21 protein-coding genes are annotated in these 24,677 nt (G+C 57.3%); 12 read left to right on the top strand and 9 right to left on the bottom strand.

Annotated elements, in window-relative coordinates; all coding sequences use genetic code 11:
* Window positions 1-427: 427 nt before the first annotated feature.
* From CFR78_RS14410 to CFR78_RS14425, 4 genes are all read left to right on the top strand, one after another.
* Entirely contained in the window at window positions 428-2,779 is a 2,352-nt protein-coding gene (locus CFR78_RS14410; protein ID WP_110581297.1) for a TonB-dependent receptor, read from the top strand.
* A gap of 119 nt (window positions 2,780-2,898) precedes the next feature.
* On the top strand, window positions 2,899-4,461 hold the full coding sequence (locus CFR78_RS14415) for an adenosine deaminase family protein (protein ID WP_110581298.1): 1,563 nt from the start codon (window positions 2,899-2,901) through the stop codon (window positions 4,459-4,461).
* Between the two features lie 158 nt (window positions 4,462-4,619).
* Window positions 4,620-5,684 carry a nucleoside hydrolase gene (locus CFR78_RS14420; protein WP_110581299.1) on the top strand — a complete coding sequence of 355 codons (1,065 nt, stop codon included), beginning with the start codon at window positions 4,620-4,622 and terminating at the stop codon, window positions 5,682-5,684.
* Window positions 5,685-5,884: 200 nt separating this feature from the next.
* Window positions 5,885-6,391: a DUF2165 family protein gene (locus CFR78_RS14425; protein WP_110581300.1), complete on the top strand. Its 507-nt coding sequence runs from the start codon at window positions 5,885-5,887 to the stop codon at window positions 6,389-6,391.
* A gap of 20 nt (window positions 6,392-6,411) precedes the next feature.
* Here CFR78_RS14425 and CFR78_RS14430 read toward each other — a convergent pair whose 3' ends face one another.
* Both CFR78_RS14430 and CFR78_RS14435 read right to left on the bottom strand, forming a co-directional pair.
* Window positions 6,412-7,776, bottom strand: a complete 1,365-nt coding sequence (locus tag CFR78_RS14430; RefSeq protein WP_007398681.1) for an amidohydrolase family protein — start codon at window positions 7,774-7,776, stop codon at window positions 6,412-6,414.
* The gene (locus CFR78_RS14435; RefSeq protein WP_181417547.1) at window positions 7,773-8,780 is read right to left on the bottom strand and encodes an ABC transporter substrate-binding protein; all 1,008 of its coding nucleotides are present in this window, start codon (window positions 8,778-8,780) and stop codon (window positions 7,773-7,775) included. Before CFR78_RS14435 ends, CFR78_RS14430 begins: the two co-directional genes overlap by 4 nt.
* 173 nt (window positions 8,781-8,953) lie before the next feature.
* Here CFR78_RS14435 and CFR78_RS14440 point away from each other — a divergent pair, with 173 nt between their 5' ends.
* Window positions 8,954-9,859, top strand: coding sequence for a LysR family transcriptional regulator (locus CFR78_RS14440; protein ID WP_007398684.1), 906 nt, complete (start codon window positions 8,954-8,956; stop codon window positions 9,857-9,859).
* 124 nt (window positions 9,860-9,983) lie between these two features.
* Here CFR78_RS14440 and CFR78_RS14445 read toward each other — a convergent pair whose 3' ends face one another.
* From CFR78_RS14445 to CFR78_RS14470, 6 genes are all read right to left on the bottom strand, one after another.
* Window positions 9,984-10,655, bottom strand: a complete 672-nt coding sequence (locus CFR78_RS14445; protein ID WP_050800690.1) for a GntR family transcriptional regulator — start codon at window positions 10,653-10,655, stop codon at window positions 9,984-9,986.
* A gap of 134 nt (window positions 10,656-10,789) precedes the next feature.
* Window positions 10,790-11,560 (bottom strand): class II aldolase/adducin family protein, encoded by a 771-nt coding sequence (locus CFR78_RS14450; protein WP_110581302.1) that lies wholly within the window; start codon window positions 11,558-11,560, stop codon window positions 10,790-10,792.
* A gap of 239 nt (window positions 11,561-11,799) precedes the next feature.
* The gene (locus CFR78_RS14455; RefSeq protein ID WP_110581303.1) at window positions 11,800-14,217 is read right to left on the bottom strand and encodes a TonB-dependent receptor; all 2,418 of its coding nucleotides are present in this window, start codon (window positions 14,215-14,217) and stop codon (window positions 11,800-11,802) included.
* 109 nt (window positions 14,218-14,326) lie between these two features.
* The gene (locus CFR78_RS14460) at window positions 14,327-15,157 is read right to left on the bottom strand and encodes a TauD/TfdA dioxygenase family protein (RefSeq protein ID WP_110581304.1); all 831 of its coding nucleotides are present in this window, start codon (window positions 15,155-15,157) and stop codon (window positions 14,327-14,329) included.
* Window positions 15,158-15,510: 353 nt separating this feature from the next.
* A complete protein-coding gene (locus CFR78_RS14465; protein WP_181417548.1) occupies window positions 15,511-16,476 on the bottom strand; it encodes an NAD(P)-dependent oxidoreductase in 966 nt (321 codons plus the stop codon).
* A complete protein-coding gene (locus CFR78_RS14470; protein ID WP_110581312.1) occupies window positions 16,473-17,399 on the bottom strand; it encodes a nucleoside hydrolase in 927 nt (308 codons plus the stop codon). Before CFR78_RS14470 ends, CFR78_RS14465 begins: the two co-directional genes overlap by 4 nt.
* A 100-nt stretch (window positions 17,400-17,499) precedes the next feature.
* On the opposite strand from CFR78_RS14470, the gene CFR78_RS14475 reads away from it, so the two are divergent.
* From CFR78_RS14475 to CFR78_RS14505, 7 genes are all read left to right on the top strand, one after another.
* Window positions 17,500-18,492, top strand: a complete 993-nt coding sequence (locus CFR78_RS14475; RefSeq protein WP_258366177.1) for an isopenicillin N synthase family dioxygenase — start codon at window positions 17,500-17,502, stop codon at window positions 18,490-18,492.
* On the top strand, window positions 18,489-19,526 hold the full coding sequence (locus CFR78_RS14480; RefSeq protein ID WP_110581306.1) for an ABC transporter substrate-binding protein: 1,038 nt from the start codon (window positions 18,489-18,491) through the stop codon (window positions 19,524-19,526). Before CFR78_RS14475 ends, CFR78_RS14480 begins: the two co-directional genes overlap by 4 nt.
* Window positions 19,527-19,562: 36 nt before the next feature.
* On the top strand, window positions 19,563-20,627 hold the full coding sequence (locus tag CFR78_RS14485) for an ABC transporter ATP-binding protein (protein ID WP_110581307.1): 1,065 nt from the start codon (window positions 19,563-19,565) through the stop codon (window positions 20,625-20,627).
* A complete protein-coding gene (locus tag CFR78_RS14490; RefSeq protein WP_110581308.1) occupies window positions 20,624-21,457 on the top strand; it encodes an ABC transporter permease in 834 nt (277 codons plus the stop codon). The genes CFR78_RS14485 and CFR78_RS14490 overlap by 4 nt, the downstream gene beginning before the upstream one ends.
* On the top strand, window positions 21,457-22,239 hold the full coding sequence (locus tag CFR78_RS14495) for an ABC transporter permease (RefSeq protein WP_110581309.1): 783 nt from the start codon (window positions 21,457-21,459) through the stop codon (window positions 22,237-22,239). Before CFR78_RS14490 ends, CFR78_RS14495 begins: the two co-directional genes overlap by 1 nt.
* A gap of 67 nt (window positions 22,240-22,306) precedes the next feature.
* A complete protein-coding gene (locus CFR78_RS14500; protein ID WP_110581310.1) occupies window positions 22,307-23,302 on the top strand; it encodes an isopenicillin N synthase family dioxygenase in 996 nt (331 codons plus the stop codon).
* 171 nt (window positions 23,303-23,473) lie between these two features.
* The gene (locus tag CFR78_RS14505) at window positions 23,474-23,992 is read left to right on the top strand and encodes a nuclear transport factor 2 family protein (protein ID WP_007398700.1); all 519 of its coding nucleotides are present in this window, start codon (window positions 23,474-23,476) and stop codon (window positions 23,990-23,992) included.
* Between the two features lie 40 nt (window positions 23,993-24,032).
* Here the strand turns inward: CFR78_RS14505 and CFR78_RS14510 are convergent.
* On the bottom strand, window positions 24,033-24,677 hold a 645-nt coding region (locus tag CFR78_RS14510), incomplete at its 5' end, for an AAA family ATPase (protein ID WP_338075349.1).

Consider the following 24,677-nt stretch of genomic DNA (forward strand, 5'->3'; position numbering starts at 1 on the left):
CCGGCAAGAAAAAAATGACGGAAAACACCTGTTTCCCGTCATATACTCTCAGCAGCCAGCCTTAGCGTATATCTGTGCCCGTTCTATGTACCGACCCCACTCCGTGCATTATCCTGAAATTTAGTTGCAAATTTACCACAATAATAAAATCAATAAAAATTGAGCGTATTTTTTGTTTTTTATTTAGTTTTTTATAAATTATTGTAAAAAATGTAGAGGTTACGTTTTTACTTTCAGTGTTTACTTTATCGGTGTCTCTGGACATCGGGACAGGTTTGCCTGAAAATAAAGACATGAAGTTCACGCTTAACGAGTGATGGGTGCGTGAATATCTGATTCCTGACCAAGTCGGGGTGTCCGGTCCAGTTCCTCGGGGGAGGGAAGTTATATGAAACGTTACATGTATCGTAACAGAACATTGTTTGCCATGTCGTGTCTGGTCACGACATTTCTGACAACGGTCGGGCCCGTGTCGCGGTCCGTGGCGGCAACGGCCAGCGGCGCGCAGCCGGTCAAGGGCCATGTCGCCGTGCGGCACACCGGCAGCCATGTGGCGGGCAAGGCCGCCACGGTGGCAAAGCCGCAGGCGGTCGCGGCCTCCGCCACGCCGGAAGTCATTCATGTCGGTGTCGACCGCACGGCGCGTGATGGCGGCGGTGGCATGATGCGCCTTGAAACCGCGCCGCATACCGTGCAGAGCATCGGCAAGCAGTTCATCGACATGAAAAGCCCGACCAGCACGGCGCTTGACCTGATCAAGACACTGCCCAGCGTCAGCGTTTCCACGCCCGATACGTCCGGCATGCAGGGTGGCAGCATCATCAGCCGAAGCCTGACCGATGCCGACATGGGCCTGCTGGTTGACGGTGCCCCGGCGGCCAGCGCCAGTTACATGGCGGAAGACGTGGATTCAGAAGATCTGGAATCCGTCAACGTCACGCCCGGCAGTTCCGCAATCGACATTCCGACCACGTCCGCCGCAGCGGGCGTGATGGATGAACGGACCCACACGCCGGGCCACAAATTCGGTGGCCTGATGGATTTTTCCTACGGCACGAACAACCTGTCGCGTGAGTTCATCCGGCTGGAATCCGGTGACATCGGCAAGACCGGCATCCGTTCGTATTTCTCGTTCTCCAACACGCATGCGCGTTCGTGGATGGGTTCGGGCATCAACAGCCGCAAGCATATCGACTTTGGCGTGCAGAAGGACTGGCAGAACGGTTCGTTTGCGAAGTTCTTCATCTCGTGGAACTATGAAGACTTCACGATCGACAATTATTCCAACGCCGCCGAATTCTATAAATACAAGCACACCGGTCAGGGCTACGGCCGCAGTGCCGATTCCTCCAGCAATGACTACTGGGGCAACAACATTGACCACTGGAACAAGATCTTCCTGACGGCTCCGGTCCATATTGTCCTGCCGGCGAAATTCAAGTTCGACATCACCCCGTATTTCAACTTTGGCCAGGGCTGGGATGGTGAACCCGATGGCACGGCCAAGGCGGGTCAGTACACATACGCCACGGGCACGGCCGTTCCCGCCGGCACCAACCTGACCAGCTACTTCCTGGAAGATTACGCCATGCAGGTTGGTGTCACCACCAAGCTTGGCTACGATATCGACCGGCATAACCATGCCTATATCGGCTACTGGTACCACAACGAAGATTACCTGACGCATTTCCCGGTCAGCGCGCAGATGGCAAACGGCCGGAACCCGAGCCCGAACAACATCGACTTCCAGCTTTCCAGCGCCACGACGGGCCTGCGTTCCTTCTCGGGCAATGATGCCGGGTTTGAAGTGCATTCCATCTTCATTGGCGACAGCGCGAAATACCTGCATGACAAGCTGACCGTCGATGCCGGCTTCAAGTATGTCATGACCAATTACTGGTACAAGTCATTTGCCAGCACCGGGGCCGTCAGCGGCCGTTATGGTGAAAACAACACGACCCCGCTGCCGCACCTGTCCATCGGTTACACCTTCAACGATCACAACCAGATCTATGTGAACGCCGAAGGCGACTTCCGCCAGCCTTCGCCCAGCGCCATCGCCAATAGCGGTGCGGCCGGCGGCCTGCCCAAGAACCAGTATTCCATCAAGGAAGAACTGGGCTATCGTTACCATGACAAGTACATCATCGTTGACCTGTCACTGTTCAACTACAACATCACCAACCGTCTGCTGAGCACCTATATCGGTGGCGGCCAGTCCGGCGTGGTCAATGCCGGCAACCAGACGGCACGCGGCGTGGATGCCATGATCTCGACCCGCCCGTTCCACGGTTTCAGCCCTTATGCGTCGGTTGAATACCTGAATGCCCGCATGGACTCCAACATCCGTGCCGAAGACATTTATGGCAACGCATCCTACTTTGCCACGAAAGGGCACGAGGCACCGCAGGCGCCGCATGTCATGGCCAATTTCGGCCTGACCTACCAGAAATACGGCTTCTTCGGTAACGCGACACTGCACTATACCGGCCCGCAGTCCGTAACGCTGGCTGGTGACGAGCGGATCCCGGGCTATGTCACGGATACGCTGTCGCTTGGCTATCACTTCAAGCCGTTCCTGTATGCGAAGTCGCCCACGTTCCGCCTGAACTTCACCAACCTTACGGGCGCCATTGTCCGGACGGGTGTGAGGGGTATCGGGACCAGCAATGGTTCGGTCCGCCTGATGAACGGAAACATGTCCGCTGCCGGAAGCGGCGCAAGCTTCTATGTGGAACCCCGCTTCAGCATGACGGGAACGATTTCCACCTCTTTCTGATCAACAGGTCATTGCATCACGTATGAGTACGGCCCTCCTACAAAGAGGGCCGTATTTTTTATACGAACCCGGTCCATATTATACTGTGTCCGTATTGCCGATAGCTGGAGAATGAAATCATGGTAAAGCTGGCGACAGCCTCGTCCATCCTGGCGGTCTCTTCGTTACTTGTCGCATGCAACCCGGCCGCGGCGTCTTCTTCCGAAGAGACGACGGCGCAGCTGTTTGCACGGCTGCGGCATGATCATTCCATGCTTGAGGTCTTCATGCATGACTTCCCCAAGGGGGCTGACCTTCACAACCATCTTGTCGGTGCGATATATGCGGAAAACACGCTGCGCTGGGCGGCCCAGGATGGTCTGTGCGTGGATCTGGACCACAAGGCCATAAAGTCCGAACACTGCGCACAGGGCAGGGGGCAGATGGTCAATGCCGCCACCGTGGAAGCAGACAGTCGGACGGAAGACAGCATGGTCAATTCCCTGTCCATGCGTAATTTCCATCCTTCGGCGGATGTCGCATCGGGCCATGACCAGTTTTTTGGTACCTTCCCCCGGTTCGCCCCCGGCATGGGAATAACGCATGAGGGGGCCATGCTGGCCGAAGCCGTCACACGCGCGGCGGATGACCACACGACCTATCTCGAACTCATGATCTCTCCCGACATCGGGGCGCTGATCCAGCGCGGGCAGAAGAATCCGCTACGGGGAGAGGATTTCGCGGCGACGCAGGCCAGCTATTCCCCGGCGGAGACACAGCAGTTCCTGACGCAGGCCCGCCAGGAAACCGACCGCATGGAAGCCGACATGCACACCCTGCTGCACTGCGGCACGCCGCAGGCCGCTCCGGGGTGCGGGGTAAGGGTGCGTTACCTGTATGCCACACTCCGCACGCTGAGCCCATCTGTCGTCTTTTCCCAGATTTCGGGTGCCTATGCCCTTGTCCGGGCTGATTCGCGCTTTGTGGGCGTGAATATTGTCGCACCGGAAGACAATCTGGTTGCCATGCGTGACTATGACCTGCATATGCGCATGTTCCAGTTCATGTCCGGGCTTGATCCGCAGGTCAATCTGAGCCTGCATGCGGGTGAACTGGCCGAGGGTCTGGTCCCGCCGGAAGGGCTGTGGAATCATATCGCGCAGGCCGTCCGGATTGCCGGTGCGCGCCGGATCGGCCATGGCGTGGACATGGCTTACGAACAGGATGCCAGCGCCACGCTGGCCGAAATGGCCCGGCGGCATGTAATGGTGGAGATAAACCAGACCAGTAACGACCAGATACTGGGCGTGCGGGGCAATGCGCATCCATTCCAGCTTTATCGGGCCGCTGGTGTTCCGGTTGCGTTTTCCACCGACGATGAAGGGGTGGAACGGATCAACCTGACGCATGAATACGTGCGCGCGGCAGAAACATGGCCGCTCACGTATCATGAATTCAAGGATCTTTCCCGTACCGGTCTGGAATATTCCTTCCTGCCCGGCAGCAGCCTGTGGGCACGGACCGCGCCGTTCCGTCCGGTGGCCGCCTGTGCCCATGCCGGCATGCGGCCCGAACGCGTTCCGGCAGCCTGCGCTACTTTCCTGCAGCAGAATGAAAAAGCGCAGGCCCAATGGATACTGGAGGAAAAATTCGCGGCCTTTGAAAACAGTACAAACAAAAACGATCTGTTCAGGAAAAAATGAAACCATCATGATTTCCCAACCAGTCGTTTCCCGTTTCCACACCCGGCCCTGATGCAGGCTGCGGCCCGCAGCCCTTCATGCATGGATACGGGTAACGGGGTGGTATGGCCGCCCGATACCCGCGCCCGTAAAAAATCGCAGCCAGACAGGAAGACATCATGACGGATCTGTTTTCACGCCGGTATTTCCTTGCGGCCACGGGTGGCCTGCTGGCTGGGGGGCTTGCCCGGCCCGCGCCACTTGCGGCGGCCGCCCCGTCACCCACACCACGCAAGGTGATTGTCGATGCCGATATTGGCGTGGACGACACCATGGCCCTGCTTTTGGTGCATTTCGCCCCGGAAGTGGAAATCATTGGCATCACCACCGTCAACGGGAATGGCACGCTGGCCAACACCACGCGCAATGCCCTGTTCCTGGCGGAAAAATTCGGCATACAGGCCCCCGTGGCCAAAGGGGCCGGGATTTCGCTCGACAACCGCACCGATACGGCGCCAACCTTCATCCATGGCGATAATGCGATGGGCAACATCACGCTGCCCACCCATCTGACCCGGACGGTGGACGGGCGCCCCGCCTGGCAGATGATTGTGGACATGGTCCGTGCCCACCCGCACGAAGTCACGATCCTGGGACTGGGCAGGCTGACCAATCTTGCGCTGGCCCTGCGGCACGATCCCGCCATTGCGGGCCTGACAAGGGAGGTTATCGTGATGGGCGGCGGCTTTGGGCTGCATGGTGACCTGGGGAATGTCACGCCTGCGGCCGAAGCCAACTTCAGGGGCGACCCTCTGGCGGCCGACCTGGTGTGTGGGGCAGCATGGCCGATGACGATCGTGGGCGTGGATGTAACATTCCAGACCACCATGACCGATGCCTATCTGCAGCACATACGCGATCAGGGTGGCGCGGCCAGCGCGCTGATATGGGATGTGACACGTTTCTACATGGCGTTCCACAAGCAGCGGCTGGGGCTGGATGCCATGTATGTGAATGATGCCTCGGCCAGCGCCTATCTGCTCAGGCCGGAGTTGTTCAGGACACGCAGGGGAGCGGTCCGTGTTGTCTGTGGCGGCGTGGCGGATGGGGAATCAATCCAGAAACCCGCGGGCAAGAACTTCCCCCCCAATGCGTGGGACAACCGGCCCGAGCAGAGCATCTGCACCGATGTGGATTCAGACGGGGTGCGTGCCCTGTTTGCCCAGACGCTGCGTGGCCATTAAAAAACGCATTGGCAGACCGATAAACCACCCGCATGGGCATGACAGCCGTGGAACCGGTATGGAAATGCGCCCGTAAACCGATTTTCCCTATATTGCCACATCGTTACGATATGCGATGCTGATCCGGCCAGGGCCACTGGCGGCGGCTGGACGTATGCCAGAACCCGTCATTCCATGCGGGCAGGGAGAATAAAAGAAACATGACCGGCATTGATGGTGAACGTCTGTCCAAGACCGTCATGGTCGCAGCCTTCGGCTGCTTTGGCCTGATCGTGATGTTCAATAATATTACGGACTATGATTCCAATTACCAGTTCGTGCGTCATGTCCTCAGCATGGACACGACTTTCCCCCATAACCGGCTCATGTGGCGCGCCATGACCTCACCGGTCGTGTGGCAGGCGGGCTATGACCTGATTATTGCGTGCGAGGGCGCGACCGGCATCCTGTTCATACTGGCCGCCTGCGCCATGCTCCGCGCCTTGCGCAGCGACCCGGCCACGTTCCGTCACGCCACCCGCCTGGTCCCGTGGGGCACGATGATGGGGTTTCTGGTCTGGTTCTTCGGCTTTACCGTCGTGGGGGGTGAATGGTTTGCCATGTGGCAATCGCATTCATGGAACGGACAGCAGCCGGCCTTCCAGTTCATCAGCATGATGATGCTCATGTGCCTGTACGTTCGCAAGAAAGAAGACGGGCCGGGCTGACCGTCCTGATCCGGACGGGATCAGGGGGTTTTCCGGTCCAGGCACCCCACAACACTCCTGGCTTCATCCAGCAGGCGTTCAAGATCCAGGCCGGGAACCGTTCCATCCACCACAACAGGTTCCCCCCCCACCAGCACATGGCGGACACTGGCAGCGCCTGACACGACTGGCGCGATCAGCGGGTCATGCAGACCGGCATGACGGGGAGAATCAAGCCGATGGACGACCAGATCGGCAATCTGCCCGATGGCCACGCTGCCCAGTTCGGAATACCCCAGAACCGACGCCCCCGAAGACGTGGACCAGCGCATGACATCTTCAGCCGTGACCGCATCGGCACCGTGAACGGCACGATGGATCATCCACGCGCAGTGCATCTCGGCCCCCATGTCGCAGGCTTCGTTCGATGCGGCGCCATCAACGGCCAGCGACACACGCCCCCCCCGTGCATCCAGCGCGGCGGCCGGGGCAATGCCGGAACCCAAGCGGCAGTTGCTCTGGGGGCAGTGGGCCATGCCCGTGCCGGTTTCCACCATAAGTGCAATCTCGCTTTCATCCAGATGCACCAGATGGGCGAACCAGACATCCGGGCCAACCCAGTCGTGTTCGGCAACAAACTGCAGGGGCCGCATGCCGTAGGTTTCCAGGCAGAATTTCACATAGTTTGTCGTCTCGGACAGGTGTGAATGCAGGCGGATACCCATGCTGCGCACTGCCGATGCTGATTCGCGCAGTTCCGTCGGCGTCACACCCCATGTAGGCGTGTTGGGGGCAAAGGCCACCCGGCACCGGGATGTGGGGGAGGGGTCATGATAACGCCCCACCAGGTCCCCCACGCGCCTGAGCATGACATCCAGCGGTTCGGTGGGGGCGGGGATGATCTCATCAGTATCGAATTTTCTTGCCTGCGTTGTACCCCCACGCGCCAGGACGTAACGCAGGCCCAACTGCCGTGCCGTCTCGAACAGGACATCCGCCGGATTGTAGGCGTACAGGCCGGAAAACAGGTAATGATGGTCAGCAACAGTGGTGCAGCCTGACAGGAGGAGTTCCACCATGCCCACCCGGGCCGCCACGCTGAGCGCCCGTTCGTCTATCCGGCTCCAGTAGGTATTAGGTACCAGGCGCAGCCACGGCTCAAGCGGCTTGTTGATTGCCGCGGGAATGCCTTTCAGCATTGTCTGGAAAAGATGGTGGTGTGTGCTGACCAGTCCTGGGGTTACAACGCCACCTTTGGCATCCAGCGCAATTTCACCGGGCAGGGGGGACAGGTCCCCAATCTCCGCAATCCGTCCATTGCGGATGCGGATGCTGCCCTGCGCCCGGGCCGCCGCGCCACGCAGGCCCGTCAGGATACCGGCCGTATTGTAGATCAGAGTGTTCATGACGGCATGATCCGAAGCGCATCGACATAGGTTGTGGTAAACGCGGCCTGCCAGTCGGCACTTTCCGCCAGCAGCTTGTGTGCCACCATGAAGTCGCGCGTGGCTTTCCAGCGCTCGGCCGTCATGGTGCCAAGCCCCCGCACGGCCGTATCCGCGGAAAGCAGGGCACCCGCATCACGCAGGGCACTCAGGCCAAAGGCGAGATGTTCCGGTGTCATGCGGTTATTGGCCTGCTGGATCAGCGCATTGCCCATGGCGGGGTCATTCATGTAATCGCGCCAGCCCATGAGCGATGCCTTTACAAAACGCCCGACGGTATCACCCTGTTGCGCGATCTTCTGCCGTGTTGTCACGATGGGTGCGCCATAGGGCGGGTATCCCAGCCCGGCAAACTGGAAAAACCGTACCGGGACGCCGCGCTGCCGCGCATCCCAGATTTCAGAGGAGGCATAGGCCTGAACAGCGGCTGACGGATCTGCGAAAAAAGGCTGGAGATTGAATGTATAGCGGGCGGCCTGGGAATCATCAAAACCGTATTTTTCCTTCAGCCATGGCCAGAATGTCGCGTGCGAACTGCTGGCGATCAGGATGGGATGCCCGCGCAGCTGTTCAGGTGACGTAATGCCATCATGCGTCATGAGACCCTGCTGGTCATGCTGGAACGTGCTGGCAACGGCAACCAGTGGAATACCGGACGCCACGGCCGACAGGACCTGAAAGTCATAGCCGGTAATGAAATCGGCCCGCCCGGCAAGCAGGAGTTGGGGCACGTTCATCTGCGGGCTTGCCGCCTCGATCTGAACGTCCAGTCCTTCGGATGCATAATAGCCCTTGGCCAGCGCTTCATAAAAACCACCGAATTCGGCCTGCGCGTACCACGACATGACAAACCTTATGGGGATGGCCGCCCGCGCCCGGCGGATTGATGGCATGGAAAGCCCCGTTACGCCACCGGCAAGGCCCAGCAGGGCCGTCCTGCGGCTGATACCCTGTGTCATCGGCATGCTCTCTCCGTTATCGCCTGACATCAGTGTAGAACCAGGCATGGATGCGTAAGAAGCATATATTTTCGCGCCAAGCGCTGCCTTTTTGCGTGCGGTAGGCTAGCATGCCGCGGGTCATGCCAATGTCCGGCAGGGTGTGCGGGCCGGAAGAACCGGTATGAAGGAGTGTGTAGATGCTGCATGCAAGACTGCTTCGCTACCTTGATGCCATCGTGCAGCACGGGTCCATGCGCAGGGCAGGGGAGAAGCTGCATACGTCCTCTACCGCCATCAACCGGCAGGTGCTCGCACTTGAGGCCGAATTGGGGACACCGATCTTTCACCGCACGCCACGCAGGCTGGTCCTGACACCCGCGGGCGAGGTGCTGATGCGGCATGTGCGCCGCACGCTGAAAGATATGGAACAGACGCAAAGGCTTATTGATGACATAAAGGGATTGCGGCGTGGCGATGTCATGATCGGGATCATGAACGGGCCGGCCACGACCATCCTTCCCGCCGTCATCTCGGATCTGCGTGAAAACCGCAGCGACATCCGCCTGCATGTCCGGATCATTTCCCAAAATGACATCATCCGCGATGTCCTGGCCGGTGAAATCGATGTCGGTATCGGGTTTGACTTTCCGCCCAGTCCCGGCATTGATGTCTTTCATGCATGGGAATGCCCGCTTGGAGCTGTTGTCGCGCCCCAGCATGAACTGGCGCGCAGGAAATCGGTCACTTTCATGGACTGTATCCAGTATCCCATGATCATTGGTGACTGCGCCATGTCGATCCGGCCGCATCTGGACCTGCTGGCCGCACGCATCGGTACGAAACTTGATCCCGTTATCGAAACGAATTCGGTGGAAACAATGCGCCGGATCGTCTCGACCGGCCATGCCATGACATTTCTGACCGCGCTGGACATTGCCGCGGAAGTCAGGAGTGGCGATCTGATTTATGTTCCATTACGGAATATTGATATCCGGCGCCAGTCCCTTTCCATCATCACCCCGCATGCAGGGCGCAATACGCTGGCCCGTATTTTACTGGACCGTTTCCGGCATGTTATCGAGACCGTGCCGGGTGCCGGATAGGGAACGCAGGGGCAGATTGCAGGGGCTGGGGTAAGGGCAGGGGAGCGCTGCCGACTTTGCTGTTATCCGTGCCCCCATGGCCGGTAACGTCGCAACCGAGCAGCATCCATGGCTGACGGGATTTTCAATCCTTGATAATATTCCTGATCATTTTCCAGCTATCCTGCACCAGTTCCTGCGTCAGCATACTGGCATCCGTTTCATTTTTCTCCCGTATGGCTTGTACGATGAGTGCATTACTGTTCAGGCTTTTCTTTATGAAATCCGAACGTTTATTGTAACAGAAAAAACGGTACCGCAATGCCTGACGGTCCAGTGTTGTCAGGATTTTCTGCAATGTCGAATTCTGACAGTTCATGTGAATACTGGTCGTAAGACGGACATTGGCAACGAAGGCATCTTCCGTATTCCCACGCCTGATGCCACGTTTCATATCATTCAGGCAGGCTTCCAGCTGGGCAATAATGGCACTGGTGGCGGTGCGGGCAACGCTGGCGGCGGCCAGCCCTTCCAGCGGTACACGGCAGGCGCATATTTCATCCAGCCGTTCTATTGACAGGAACGGGACAAAAACGCCACGCCGCGGCTTGCGTTCAAGCAGTCCTTCAGAACACAGCACATGCAGGGCCTCACGCACGGGTGCCCTGCTGATATTGAAACGGTTGCAGAATTCTTCCTCAATCAGCTGGGTGCCCGGTTCAAATTCAAGACAGATGATCGACTCTGCGATAATGTCTATCAGGCTCTCACCAATAAGACGTGGCAGAGCTTCGTTATCTTTCGGCAACACACCCATTCTCCCCGAACCCTACAGACCTATATGAAATGACAGGCGGGGACATAATGATGTGAAAAAAAACATACGTCGATATCGAACTGCTGAACCCTGACCTTTCCATCCATTTACATATGCCAGCAGTTCCGGGCATGTCAGGAACGATAATCGGTTGGCTGGTTATCAAGCAGGCGCAGTACGGCCTGCCACGCCAGGCATTCCCAATCGGCCACCCCCTCTGGTGATGCAAGATCGCCGGTCAGTTCCATGACTTCATGGGCCGGCATGGCCAGTTCCGCCCCCCCTGACAGGGCGGCAATCTGAATGTCACATGCTTTTTCAAGTATATATATACGATTGAAGGCTTCGGCCGCATTACGGCCGACAACAAGCAGCCCGTGATTGCGCAGGACAAGACCCTTGTTTTCACCCAGATCGGCAATCAGGCGCTGACGTTCGGCAACATCAAGCGCAAAGCCTTCGTAATCATGATAACCAAGGCGATTATAAAACATCAAAGCCTGCTGGCTGATCGGTAACAGCCCCTGTTTCTGACATGATACGGCAGCACCGGCGCGCGTATGCGTATGCAGTACAAAGTTTATGTCAGGCCGTCCCGCATGTACGGCCGCATGAATATTGAAACCGGCCGGATTGACCTGAACATCCACTTCGTGATTTTCGGATAACGCGATACCCTCTTCATTTACCTCCACCAGGCTGGACGCACAGATTTCATGAAACAGCATACCGTACTGGTTGATCAGAAACCGGCCGGGCTTTCCGGGGATACGGGCACTGATATGGGTATAGATGATATCGGACATCCCGAAATAAGCCACCAGCCGATATAATGCGGCCAATTCCTGCCGCACCATGCGTTCCTCTGGTGATATCTTTAACAGATTACACAACCCTGCTGCCATTCTATGGGTCTCCTCCCCTGTCTGTTTTGTATATTCCCCGATCCGGGCAACCATTACATATTATCAGGTGAAACAGTAAAAAGCGGTTATTTCAGGGATCAAGCCCTGCCATTGTTGAATACATGTTTACGAACAGCAGGGTGAAACCTAATTCCTTTATAAATGATACATCGCATGCTCCGAGCCTGGAGCGGATTAACAGAAACAAAATCGATTGTCGACAATTTAATTTCCGCCGCTCAGAAAGCCGTTGATATACTTGCAACCGCGGCGAAACCGGCACCCGGCAGATATGTGGGCGATCCGGAAGCCTGAACCGTGCTGCCATTCATGGCACGCGCGGCATGGGCATTGTTCTGTACCGTGTAAACACCACCAAGATAATGGTTATTGGCAATATTGACGAAATTCATCTGCACGGTAGGGGACTTGGCAAAACCCAGCTGCTGAAGGCGATAGCCCAGCGTCATGTCCGCCGTGACATAGGCAGGCATTTTTTCATCATCCATAAAGGTCGAATATTGTGAACTGGTATAATGGGCACTGACATTACCAAAGAAATGCCCGTCATCATAATCCAGGCTGGCCGAACCCATCCAGTGGGGCGACCGTACGGCTGTCTTGCCGGCGGTGGGAAGGTAGGCTCCGCTGGACGTAATCATGTTGCTATCCGTTGTCGCGTTCAGATATTCGCCAGACAGGAATGGACGCAGGTGGTGCCATGGCCGGAAACCGATCTCCACATCAACGCCGCGTGACGTCTGTCCACCGGCATTCATGTACTGGGTAACAAGAACATTGTTCTGTTCAAGCGTCGTGCTGATCTGCCTGTTGGTGAAATTATAGTTAAAGAACGTGACAGACCCGCTCAGAAGCCTGTCATGGTACCGATACCCGATTTCTTCAACAATGGAATATTCCGGCTTGAGGCTTGTGCCGCCTTGCTGGGTCCGGGCACCGGATGTCATGCTGAAAACATCAAAAAGCTGGGAAGAGGCCGGGGCAAGGAAGTTGGTGCCACCGTTGAGGAATATCATATGGTTTTCATTAAACGTGTACCGGGCGGCCAGAGTTGGCAGGGGTACGGCATAATGAACATTCCGGTTATATTCCGCCCCGGCAACCAGGGTTGTTGGCGTCGCCCCGCTAATGCCGTTATAGCCGCGTTCCGTATACATGACTTCCTTGAAGCCACCGTCAATTTCAAGCCTGTCATGGAAGAAATGAGCCCGGTCACCGATATAAAGCCCATTGACCTGCCCAAGCGTAAGTGTCTGGGATGATTTATAAGGTGTTCCGTTCGGCAGATTGATGATGCCGGAACTCCCCCACAGACTGACCGGCATGCCATTGCTTTTGATATTTTCCATCAACCCGACGGTGGAGGCATTCTGGTATTCATACCAGTAGCCCAATGTCAGCGTATGATGCTTCAGTTTGTAATTGAAGGCCAGGTTCGCGCCACTTCGGAACTGGTCATATATTGTCGGCGTAAAGACTTCGGTGGAATTCGCATTCGCCCCTGTTCCATTTGAAAGCGGCAGCGAAATGAACGGAACCTTTTCCGCGCCCGAATAAAGGCCCGTTTCGGTCACGTTGGCACCACCGGGACCGGCACCATGGCCATGAAAGAAATACGGGGTAAAGACAATTTCTGCCGCGGGGGTAAGTTTGATATGGTTGGGTGCACTGACAGCAACGTTATCAAACGCGCTCATATGCATACCCCAGAAGGTGTTGGTGCCCGGGGTAAAGGTTGAGGCGTATGTCCACTTCGTGCCTGCCTGATTCCACTGCGACATGGTCGGCCAGCGATCAAGAATGAACTCCTGATGATTCCAGGCCACGGAAAGGGATGAACTGCTGCCGTTCTTGAAATCCTTCACCATCTTGAAGTCGATATGGCGCCTCTGGCTGTAGCCCGGCCCATGCCATGCATCAGCAAAGGTATGGGAGAAAGAGAAAAAGGCCCGCACGCCGGAACGGCCGATATCGCCTGAATCAAGGCGGATGAATTCGTTGTTGTAATTATAGGATCCGTAACCAAGATTGATATAACCACCCGCCTTGTGCGCGGGTTCCCTGAATGTCATGTCAACCACGCCAGCCGCCGCGCCAAATGTGGGAACATCAAAATCGACAGAGCCTGGCGTCAGGGCAATCGAGGAGAGATTGGCGCTATCCACGATTTCATTCGGATAGACCGCGCCGTTATTGAATGGCATACCATTGAACATCCAGCCAATTTCGCTGATATCAAGGCCGCGCACCGTCATGTGTCCGACAGACAGGCCGAAGGGGTCCCCCTTGGTTACGTTGGCACCGGGCTGCAACTGCAGCAACTGTTCCGGATTGGCGGAAGGGACCTGCTTTGCAATGTAGTCCTGCGTTACAACCTGTCGGGCCTTGGGGTCGGTAACATTGACCATAAGCCCGCCGCCCACGGCCTGACGGTTCACCCCGTTGGGCAGCACATGGCCCAGGACCTTGAGAATTTCCACCTTTGAAGGGGGAGGGGAGGCCGTACCGGACTTCTGCGGCGCTGAAGCCTGCTGCGTGGCAGGGTGATTTCCGTGTGCAACCGTTGACTGCGCCAGGGCAGAATAAGAAAGAATTGTCGAGGCAGCAAGAAAACCTGTGAATGTATAAGTTTTCATCAGTCATTTCCTTATCTATGGGGGAAAGTTCCAGACGTTCCTACTGTCTTGTTTTCAATCATAACGGTATCGAAATTAATTAAAGGCGGGTCCACGGTCGTGGCCTTCTTTAAAAAGGCCGCTCTCCCTTAACCGTGACCCGATACATCAGCCGCCGGTAAGCCTTTTTGTCATAGTCAGTTGCCCGATGCAGCATGAGACGATTGTCCCATATGACCAGATCCCCCGGCTGCCATTCGTGTGAATAGACGGGTCCGTTAATAGTGGTACGCGCCATGAGATCTTCAATCAGCTTCTGGCCTTCCTCGGGGTCCATACCAACCGGCAGGGAGGTATTAAGCCCCAGATACAATGCTTTTCTGGCTGTATCGGGATGGGTACGCACCAGGGGATGGATCACATCGGGCATTCTCTGCAGTTCCTCAGCCGAGAGAGGGGCGGCGTTCCTGCGTGTGGCATGCAGCATTTCATAACTATGCCTTACCCTGATATGATCAAATTCATCCTGCTGCGCAGGCGGAAGACGGTCATAGGCAACCTGAGTGCTGGCAAACTCCGTATTTGCCCCGACGGGTGGGGTCTCGATCGCGTACAGGAACGTGAATGCCGTGGGGTTTTCCAGAAAGCTGAGATCGGTATGCCATGCAAATCCGTCATTAGGATTACCCAGCGGCTTTCCATCTTCAACAATATTGGAAATAACATAGACATCCGGTACATCGGGATGCTGGAAATCCCCGCGGACCGTGTATTCAACAGGACCAAACTTCCGGCCCACTTCCAGCAGTTCCGCTGCTGACAGTAACTGTTCCCTTATGACCAGAACGCCGCGCTCATTCAGGGCTTTTTTCAGTTCAGCGCGTTCGCTGTCTGAAAGGGTACGTATGTCTATATTGTCGACAGTCGACCCAAACGAAGGGAGCAAATCTCGTATATTCATGGAATCTCGCCCGACTTGTTCGTATCAAGACAGCCGAAACACCTACTTTCTGTCAATAAGTATTTTAACAAAGACAAAAGTTGAGCTGGGCACTTATTTCTCCATACACGCACATAGTAAAAACTGTCAGTAAATATGGTTTTCATTCCGGAACGAAAGATACTCATTTCATTGTATTTTTATGAAAGCATGCATTCGTGGTCATGAGGGCCGGGCAGATTCCAACGCCTTAACTTCCATCATATCATATGTGTCAGGCGGCAAAAAAAATAACATCCAAACAATTGTCGGGACGGGAATCAAACGTGCATGGCCAGATTTTGTCACCACAGGTGATTCGTTACTAACCCGGATCAATATCCACGATGCCTGTCATATACGTCCAGCAGGGGATGCCCTTTACAGAACAGGTCAATGTTCTCGATAAATTTCCTGATGAACCTGTGCTGCGTATCCCGTCCGTTTGCCGCGACATGGGGCGTCAGCAACACGTCCTCCCGGCCATACAGGGGGGAGCCGGCGGGCAGGGGTTCGGGGTCCGTTACATCCAGGGTGGCGTGGCCGATGCGCCCGCTCCGCAGTCCCGCCAGCAATGCTGCATGATCCATGACCCCGCCCCGTGAAACGTTGATGATATGCAGCCCGGGCCTGGCATGGGCCAGCATGTCCGCATCCATCATATGGCGGGTGCGGGACGTCAGGGGCAAGGACAGCAGCAGGTGATCCGACTGCGCCAGGATATCCCGCACATCGGCTACGGCCCGCACACCCGATGGGGGTGGTTCAATCCATGCCGACTGTCGACAGGCCAGAACCTGCATGTCAAACACCCTGGCCCGCCGGGCAACCTGATGTCCAACCGCTCCGAAGCCGATGATGCCAAGAACCCTGCCTGCCGCGGAACCAATATCATGCCGCGTCCAGGCCGCTCGGCTTCTAAGCGTGATCTGGTCCAGATGTTTTTCGACACGCAGGATGGCCAGCATCACATATTCCGCAATGTCAGCCGCGCTGACCCCGCGCGCCAGCGCGACAGGTGGCCCGTCGAGAAGCCACTCCGGATAGAAATCCACCCCAGCAGATGAAAGCTGGATCCAGCGCAGTTTTCCAGGCCAGGAAGAAGGGGGGCGTGACGGTGCGTCCTGCCAGCCTTCTATCGGCCCGGTGACGAGAATATCGGTCTCCTCGGGGATTTGCCACGGCTTTCCGGGGTTTCCATCTACAACCCGGATGCCGGGATATGGCAGGTTGGCACAGGCAGCCTGGAGTGCTGGCCCCAGGTGATTGCAGATAACCAACCGTTCAGGGCGTAGGGTCATGGCAGGCGCGACAGACATTCAAGGATGCGGGCATAGATGGTTTCATGGTCGCAGTCACGCAACCACAGGCAGTTGGGCGCCTTCCCGAGTACATGCCACCAGTCCACGACCGTCATGCCCAGCGTGAGGGGGGAACTGGTTTCAATCCCGACATGACAGGCGCGGCCTGAAAACAGCTCCGGCCACAGAATCCATGCCATGGCCAGTACATCATGCAGGGGCCGTGTCCGGGTGCCATACTTGGCGTTGCCGTGCCGTTCAAAGAACCGGATCATTCCCGCACAGGCATCACCGGTCCGGGTGCCCAGTGCGGCACAGCAATCCGCCCATCCCCCGGGCATCAGCGCCCTGTTGGAACAGTCAATCGGCAGCACCGTCAGCCTGACGCCGGAACGGAAGACGATGGATGCCGCTTCCGGGTCCACCACAATGTTGAACTCCGCGCTGGGGGTGACATTGCCGCCCTCAAAAAAACCACCGCCCATCATGACCATGCCAGCCAGACGGGCAACGATATCGGGCGCGCGCCGGAATGCCTGTGCGATATTCGTCAAAGGTCCAAGCGCCAGCAGGGTGATGGTGCCGGGAGGATGCTGGCGGATTGTGGAAATGATCCATTCGGGTCCATACCCCCCACACGGGGGCGCCTCCGGATCGGCCCAGTCATAGCCATCAATGCCGGTCTTGCCGTGAATGTCATGCGCGTGACGGGCCGGGCGGAAAAGGGGCAGGTCCGCCCCTGTCCTGACCTCGACTTCCGCGCGCCCCGCCAGTTCGACAATACGCCGGGCATTTTCGGCCGCCATGCGGGCCGGAATGTTGCCGGCAACGGCCGTAAGCCCCAGAACCGTTACATTGGAAGATGCCAGTGCCAGAAGAATGGCGAACGCGTCATCATGTCCGGGGTCCGTGTCAATTATCAAGGAACAGGGCATTAATACCGGTTGAATTTGATTCATGGCGATGTCATTCTTTCGAAATAATCTTTTTATCGTTACCAATAATCATCGGTTGAGGGTAATTGTGCAACAGAAAACACACCCACAGGAAATACCCGTCATAGATGTTGGCCCCCTGCGCGACCATACGCCGTCCGACACCCGTGCCGCAGCCGTTTCACAACTGGGTCAAACACTGGAAACGGTTGGTTTTGCTTATCTTTCCGGCCATGGCATTCCTGCCGAACTGGTGGACGGACTGCGCGAGACGGCCATCCGGTTCCATGACCTGCCTGAAGTTACAAAGAACGGGATCCGGATAAACACGGCCCATCGTGGTTTCATTCCGTACAGCAGCTCGACACTTAAAACGTCGACAGTCGACAATGTGTCCAAGCCCAATCTGAGCGATTCGCTCATGATCATGCATGAACTCAGTGAAATGGAACTGCGGGAGCGTGCCGGACAGCCGTTACAGGGCCGGAATCAGTGGCCGGCGGACGTGCCGGAACTCAGGGAAATGGCCCTGCGCTACATGACGGAACTGTCCCGCCTGGGCCGGGACATCACGATCGCGCTGGCAGAAGCGCTGGGGCTGCTGCCCACATGGTTCCTGCCGCATTTCGACTGCCCCACCCTTTTCCTGCGTCTGCTGCATTACCCGGAACAGGAACGGGACAGCCAGCACGGCATCGGTGCCGCGCCCCATACCGATTATGGTTTCATCACCATCCTGGCCCAGGACGATAGCGGAGGACTGGAAGTGCGCAGCAAGGATGGCACATGGATTGCCGCACCGCCCATTCCCGATACATTCGTCATGAATGTGGGTGACATCCTTTCCCGCTGGTCCAACGGCCGGTTTGCATCCACCCCGCACCGGGTCATCAATCGTTCGGGGAGGCGCCGTTTCTCACAGCCATTCTTCTTTGATCCGTCGATGCAGAGCGTCATCGAATGCCCTTCGTCCCTGCTGCATGCAGGCGATACGCCGCTTCATCCCCCTGTCTGCTGGGGGGATTACCTCATGGAGCGGCTGAACCGGAACTATACCTACCGTCAGGCTGACGGGAAATGAGCGGTCTGTCGCGCCGTCACCTGATTGCTGGCGGGGTCGTGGGCCTGACGGGCGCACTGGTGGGAAGGGCTACCCGGGCGGCTCCGCCACCGCTTGTCGTCACAACCTATGGTGGCAGCTGGGAAACGTTCTGGCGTGACGACCTGATGCCGCGTTTTATTGCCCGCACCGGCGCGGATGTAAAACTGGATGTAGGATTTGGCCGGACCTTCAGTGCGACATTACGGGCGTCCGGCCCCGGACATTCGGACTACTCCATCCTGATGATGAATGACGTCTTTGTGGAACCCCTGCTGCGCGCGGGCCACTTTGAAAAACTGGATTTCTCGCGCCTGCCGCATGCCCGGCAACTTTATCCCACGGCATTGATCGAGAACGGATGGGCCGTCATTGGCATGATCTCACCCATTGGCATCGGCTACCGTACGGACCTTGTGAAAAACCCGCCCACATGCTGGCGTGACCTGTGGACCAACCCGGAATTCAGGGGACGGATCGGCCTGTACAATGTACAGAACAGTGTTGGAAAAGCCATGTTATGCCTGGCCGGCCAGATGTTCGGCAGCGGGCCGACCGACATGGACGCGGCATTCGCCGCCCTGGGGCGGCTTGGCCCCGTGCTGCAGACCGACTTCAACATGTCCACCATGATGGGCACGGGCGAGATTGTCGTCTCTCCGTTCGATTTTGGTGAAATCGCGCGCCTGCGCCGGCAGGGGCTGCCGGTCGCGTGCATCATGCCACGCGAAGGCATGCTGATGTGGGACCAGACCTTTACCATCTGTGTCAACGCCGGCGCACGGGACATGGCGTACCGCTATCTTGATTTCATCCTGGAACCCGAGACACAGCTTATGCTGGCCCAGAAGTTCTTTGTCTCCCCCGTCAACAGCACGGTCGTCATCCCGCCGGACCTTGCTGACGCCGTGCCCGTTACCGGCGACAGGATGAAAGAGATCCTGCCCATGGACTGGCACTGGATCAACCAGAACGCCGTCGAGCTTGATAAGCGCTGGTCCCGCACTTTCGGATAATGCCCTGCACGCGCACATATTTGGGAAAGAGGTTGAATGACCACCGTTGCAATTGAAAATCTGACGCGCCACTTCGGCAGGACACGTGCGCTTGATGATATTTCCCTATCGATAGATGACGGGCATTTCGTATCCTTTCTGGGTCCTTCGGGATGTGGCAAATCAACCACCCTGCGCGTGCTGGCGGGTTTCGATGCCTGCGACAGGGGACGCATCCTTTTTGACGGGCAGGATGTCGCGGCACTGCCGCCAGAACAGCGTGACATCGGCATGGTTTTCCAGTCCTATGCCCTGTTTCCCCACATGACGGTGGGGCAGAATGTCGCCTTTGGCCTGGAGATGCGCAGGCTGCCGCGCGATGCCATCCGCCAGCGGGTACGCGCCGTGCTGGATCTTGTGCATCTGGCGGACCATTCAGACCGCCATCCCCGCCAGTTGAGCGGCGGCCAGCAGCAGCGTGTGGCCCTGGCCCGCGCGCTGGTGATCGAACCGCGGATACTGCTGCTGGATGAACCGCTGGCCAACCTGGATGCGATCCTGCGCGAGGAGATGCGGGTGTTCATACGGGAACTGCAGCAACGTATCGGTATAACAACCATTTATGTCACCCATGACCAGGCCGAAGCCATGGCGATGTCGGACATGATCGTGGTGATGTTTGGTGGCCGCGTGGCGCAGGTTGCCCCGCCGCGTGACCTGTATGAATGCCCCGGCAGCCTTCAGGTCGCCAGTTTTGTCGGGCAGGCAAATTATCTTGCCGGCCATGTTGCGCATGATAATGGCCAACTGGCTGTCGTGACGCCCCTGGGCACCCGCCCGCTTGACGGACGCAGCGCGATCACGGCGCCCGCCCCGGCCAGGAATATCCTGATCCGCCCGGAATCCATATGCATTACGCCACCGGCGGCATCCGACGCAGTGCCAGCAACCGTCATTTCAGTCCAGTACGGTGGGAACCTAACAAATTACGTACTGGCGCTAGCAGACGGGCAGCAACTCCATGTCCAGACCGCCACGCCCCCATCCCATGCGGGCGGTGACAGGGTAGGGGTGCGATTGGCCGATGCCCCCCTGTGGGTTATCCCGGATTGCAGGCCATGAGGAAATATCTGCTGATCGTGCCGGCCGTTGTGGTCCTGCTGGTTTTCCTGGTCATTCCGTATATCGACATCATCTTCATCAGCCTGCACCCTGCCGCTGATGACAGGCCCTATGGCAGCGGATTTACACTGCGGAACTATGTCCAGGTCCTGACGGACGGCTATCTTGTCCACCAGACCGCCATGACACTATGGATCGGGCTGGTTACGACCTGCGCGACACTGGTGCTGGGCTTTCCCGTTGCCTGGTTCATGGCGCATTCTTCCGCCCGGGCCAGAGCCATCCAGCAGGGCATTGTGCTGATGCCCCTGCTGGTTGGTATCGTGGTCCGTTCCTATGGCTGGACCGTCATTCTGGGCAATAACGGCATCCTGAACCGTCTGGCGCGCGATATCGGGCTGACCCGCTCGGTGCTGCCACTCATGTATAACAGCCTGGGCATCGTAATCGCGCTGACCCATGTTTTCCTGCCCTTCATGATCCTGCCGATTTTTGGCACGATCCGAAGTCTTGATCCCGCGCTTTTCCTGGCGGGCCGCAGTCTGGGGGCCTCGCCCGCCATAACGATGCGGCGGGTCATCCTGCCGCTGACAATGCCCGGCATCCAGTCCGGCTGTGTCCTTGTTTTCATCCTGTCCGTCAGTGCTTATGTAACGCCCATGCTGATTGGCGGCATGCGGGTCAAGACCATGCCCATGACTGTGGTCAATACCCTGATCGATGCGTTCCAGTGGCCTTTCGGTGCCGCGCAGGCGCTTGTGCTCAGTGCCATTGGCGCCCTGATCGTGCTGGTGTTTTTCCGTCTGACCCCCCTGCGCTGGAGCCGTTGATGAATATGCCGCGATTGCTGCCGGTCCTGTGCTGCGCCGTCTATTTTTTTCTTCTGGCACCCATACTTGTTGTCGTGCTTGCCTCGTTCAATGCTGGCGCGTTCCTGACATTTCCGCCACAGGGACTGTCGCTGCGATGGTACCGGACATTCTTCCATAATGCCGTATTCCTGCGGGCCTTTATCGAATCAATGGAAATAGCGGTTGCGGCCACCTCCATTTCCGCCGTTATCGGCACGATGGCCGCGCTGTTTAGCATGCGCACCACACCGGCCCTTGCCAATATTGTCCGACTGGGCATGACCCTGCCACTGGTCCTGCCTGAAGTCCTGACGGCAATCGGCCTGCTGTTCTTCTTTTATGCGATGGGCATCGGGGTGCATTATTCCGTGGCGCTGCTGGTGGGCCATGTACTGCTGACATTGCCCTTCATCTATATCAACGTCTCTACATCATTAAGGAGCTTCGACCCCTCATGGGAACTGGCGGCACGGAGTCTGGGGGCCTCACCCTTCGTCACGTTCTATCGTGTCACCATGCCGCTGATGAAATCCGGCCTGACAAGTGGCTGCCTGTTCGGGTTCATTGTTTCCTTCGATGCGTTTTCAACATCTTTCCTGCTCAAGGATGTCGGGACAGCCACGCTTCCCATACAGCTGTTCGATTATCTGAGACTGAATTTCACCCCCGAGGCCGCAGCGGTCTCGACATTCAGCATCATCGTTACGTTCCTGATCGTCATCATGACAAAAACAATATTTGGAATCCGCTTCACCAAATAACCCGTATCCGGACACTGAACAGTATTGGAACACGTATTCCCTCCACCATATCAACGGGAGAATGGACATGACCGCACAGCATGACTTTCCACTTGTCAATTTACATGAGTTTGAAACCACTTCCAGCACCGGACGGCTGGAATATGGCAGCCGGGTTGACACGATATGCAGGCGATCGGGATTCCTGGCCATCACCGGACATGGCGTTCCGGCAGACCTGATTGAAACCATGTGGGACGAGACCAGAAAATTTTTTGACCTGCCCCTGGAGCAGAAGCTGAAGGCCCGCCCCCGGCAGCCGGGCGACCCCTATGGTTATTTTACAGTCAAAAGCGAGGCACTGGCACGATCCCGCGCCGGCATGGATGGCGGCCCCCTGCTGCCAGACCTGAAGGAAAGCTTCAGCTGCGGCCCGATCCATCCCCTGACCGGGCGTGAAGGCGCGGATGAACTGGCATTCTGCTATGCCCCCACGCCATGGTCCGCCGTCTCTCCTGCTTTTCATGCCGCGTGGATCGCCTATTACGACGCGATGGAGAAGCTGGCGGAACGGATCATGCGCCTGTTTGCCTGCGCGCTGGGCCTGCCTGAAGCCTATTTCAACCCCTATTTCAGGGCACCGATCAGTTCCCTGCGTGGCCTGAACTATCCGGAACAGGACACCGCGCCACAGCCGGGACAGATACGGGCAGGGGCCCATTCCGATTACGGTACGCTCACGCTACTCCTTCCGCAACAGGGTTCTGGCGGGCTGGAAATTCTGGGGCCGGATGGGCAATGGCAGGCCGTACCCGCCATACCGGATGCATTTGTCATCAATATCGGGGATCTGATGGCATTATGGACGAATAACCGCTGGGTTTCCACGGTGCACCGTGTCGTCAACCCGCCCTCCAGCCGCAAGGGGCAGGACCGGCGCCAGTCACTGGCCTTTTTCCAGCAGCCGGACTGGGACAGTATGATCGAAGCGCTGCCCAACTGCGTTTCCACCGGGCATCCGCCTGTCTTCTCGCCTGTCAGGTCCGGCACCTATCTTATGAACAAATTCCGTTCAACACAGTAAAACCCGCTTTTTCGGATCTGGTCCCGGCCCCATGGATCACGACAGCGCCGTCCGCCGGGCCGCGCCTGCATCGGACCGGAAGATCCCGGCACGAACGTATCCATCAATGTCTTGAAGGAAACACAATAATGCGGCACCCCTGATGACTGTAACCAGGCCAGGAGCCTTCCCATGTCTCGACCACCGTTTCCGCCATTCGATATTGAAAGCGCAACCCGCAAGGTCCGCCTTGCCGAAGATGCCTGGAACAGCCAGGACCCGGAACAGGTGGCACTGGCCTATACAGTGGACAGCCAGTGGCGCAACCGGACGGAATTCATCCATGGCCGTGACGAGATCGTGGCCTTCCTGACGCGCAAGTGGCACGCGGAACATGAATACCGCCTGATTAAGGAACTCTGGGGCTTCCGCAACAATCGCATGGCCGTCCGCTTTGCCTATGAATGGCATGACGATACGGGACGGTGGTTCCGGTCCTATGGCAACGAAATGTGGGAATTCGATGCCACAGGGCTGATGCGCGCACGGTTCGCATCAATCAATGACCAGCCCATCACACCGCAGGACCGGCTGTTTCACTGGCCTGAGGGCGCACGTCCGCATGGCCACCCCGGACTTTCCGACCTGGAGGATGCCATGCGTCTCCAGCGCCGGGCCGATACCGCCCGGCCGGAGTACAATCCGCGCTGAGCGGCCGGGACCAGCCCTTCCCGATGGGCTGTCCCGTTCCTCATGCCCTGACCATATGGTCATCCTTGCTGTCGGCAACCACCTCCACATACTTCCTGAATGTTCGCAGATCGCCCCTGAACACCTTCTTCAGCGCGGTCATGTCCATATTGTCCAGCTGGTACCATCCCGGATACAGCCCGCGCTCTTCCTCGATTTCCCTTATCAGGTTCCGGGCAAGGACAGGAACGTCGCTGGCGGTCGGTGCATTGACCTGAATGACCGTGCAGCGTGACCTGAGCGGTGCCGTCAGCCTGTCCACATCATTTGCCGTCAGCACCCAGGAAAGCCAGGAAAGGTCGGCAGTAAGGTTCAGCCAGAAATCCTTGAAGGTTTCAGCCTCCTTCCTGTCCAGCACCATCAGCAGGGCATCCTGGAAACATCCATAATCCCGATGACGCGGCGCCTTGTCGATTTCATCCAGGATGAACGCCATGTTCGGACATTTTGTCCTTGCCATCTCCTCCAGGACCTCCGAAGGACCGGATTCCGAAAAGCCCTTATGGTTTCCGGTCAGATAGAATGAATCCGGCATGGAGGATACATTGTAACCGGCCGTTTGAGGCCGCCTTATGATTGAGGATTGTGACTGGTAACTTACCGTCGTTAACGACGTCGTTATTGACGTCATTTGAGAGGTAAGAAT

This window comes from Komagataeibacter rhaeticus (assembly GCF_003207855.1).
GTDB lineage: Bacteria > Pseudomonadota > Alphaproteobacteria > Acetobacterales > Acetobacteraceae > Komagataeibacter > Komagataeibacter rhaeticus.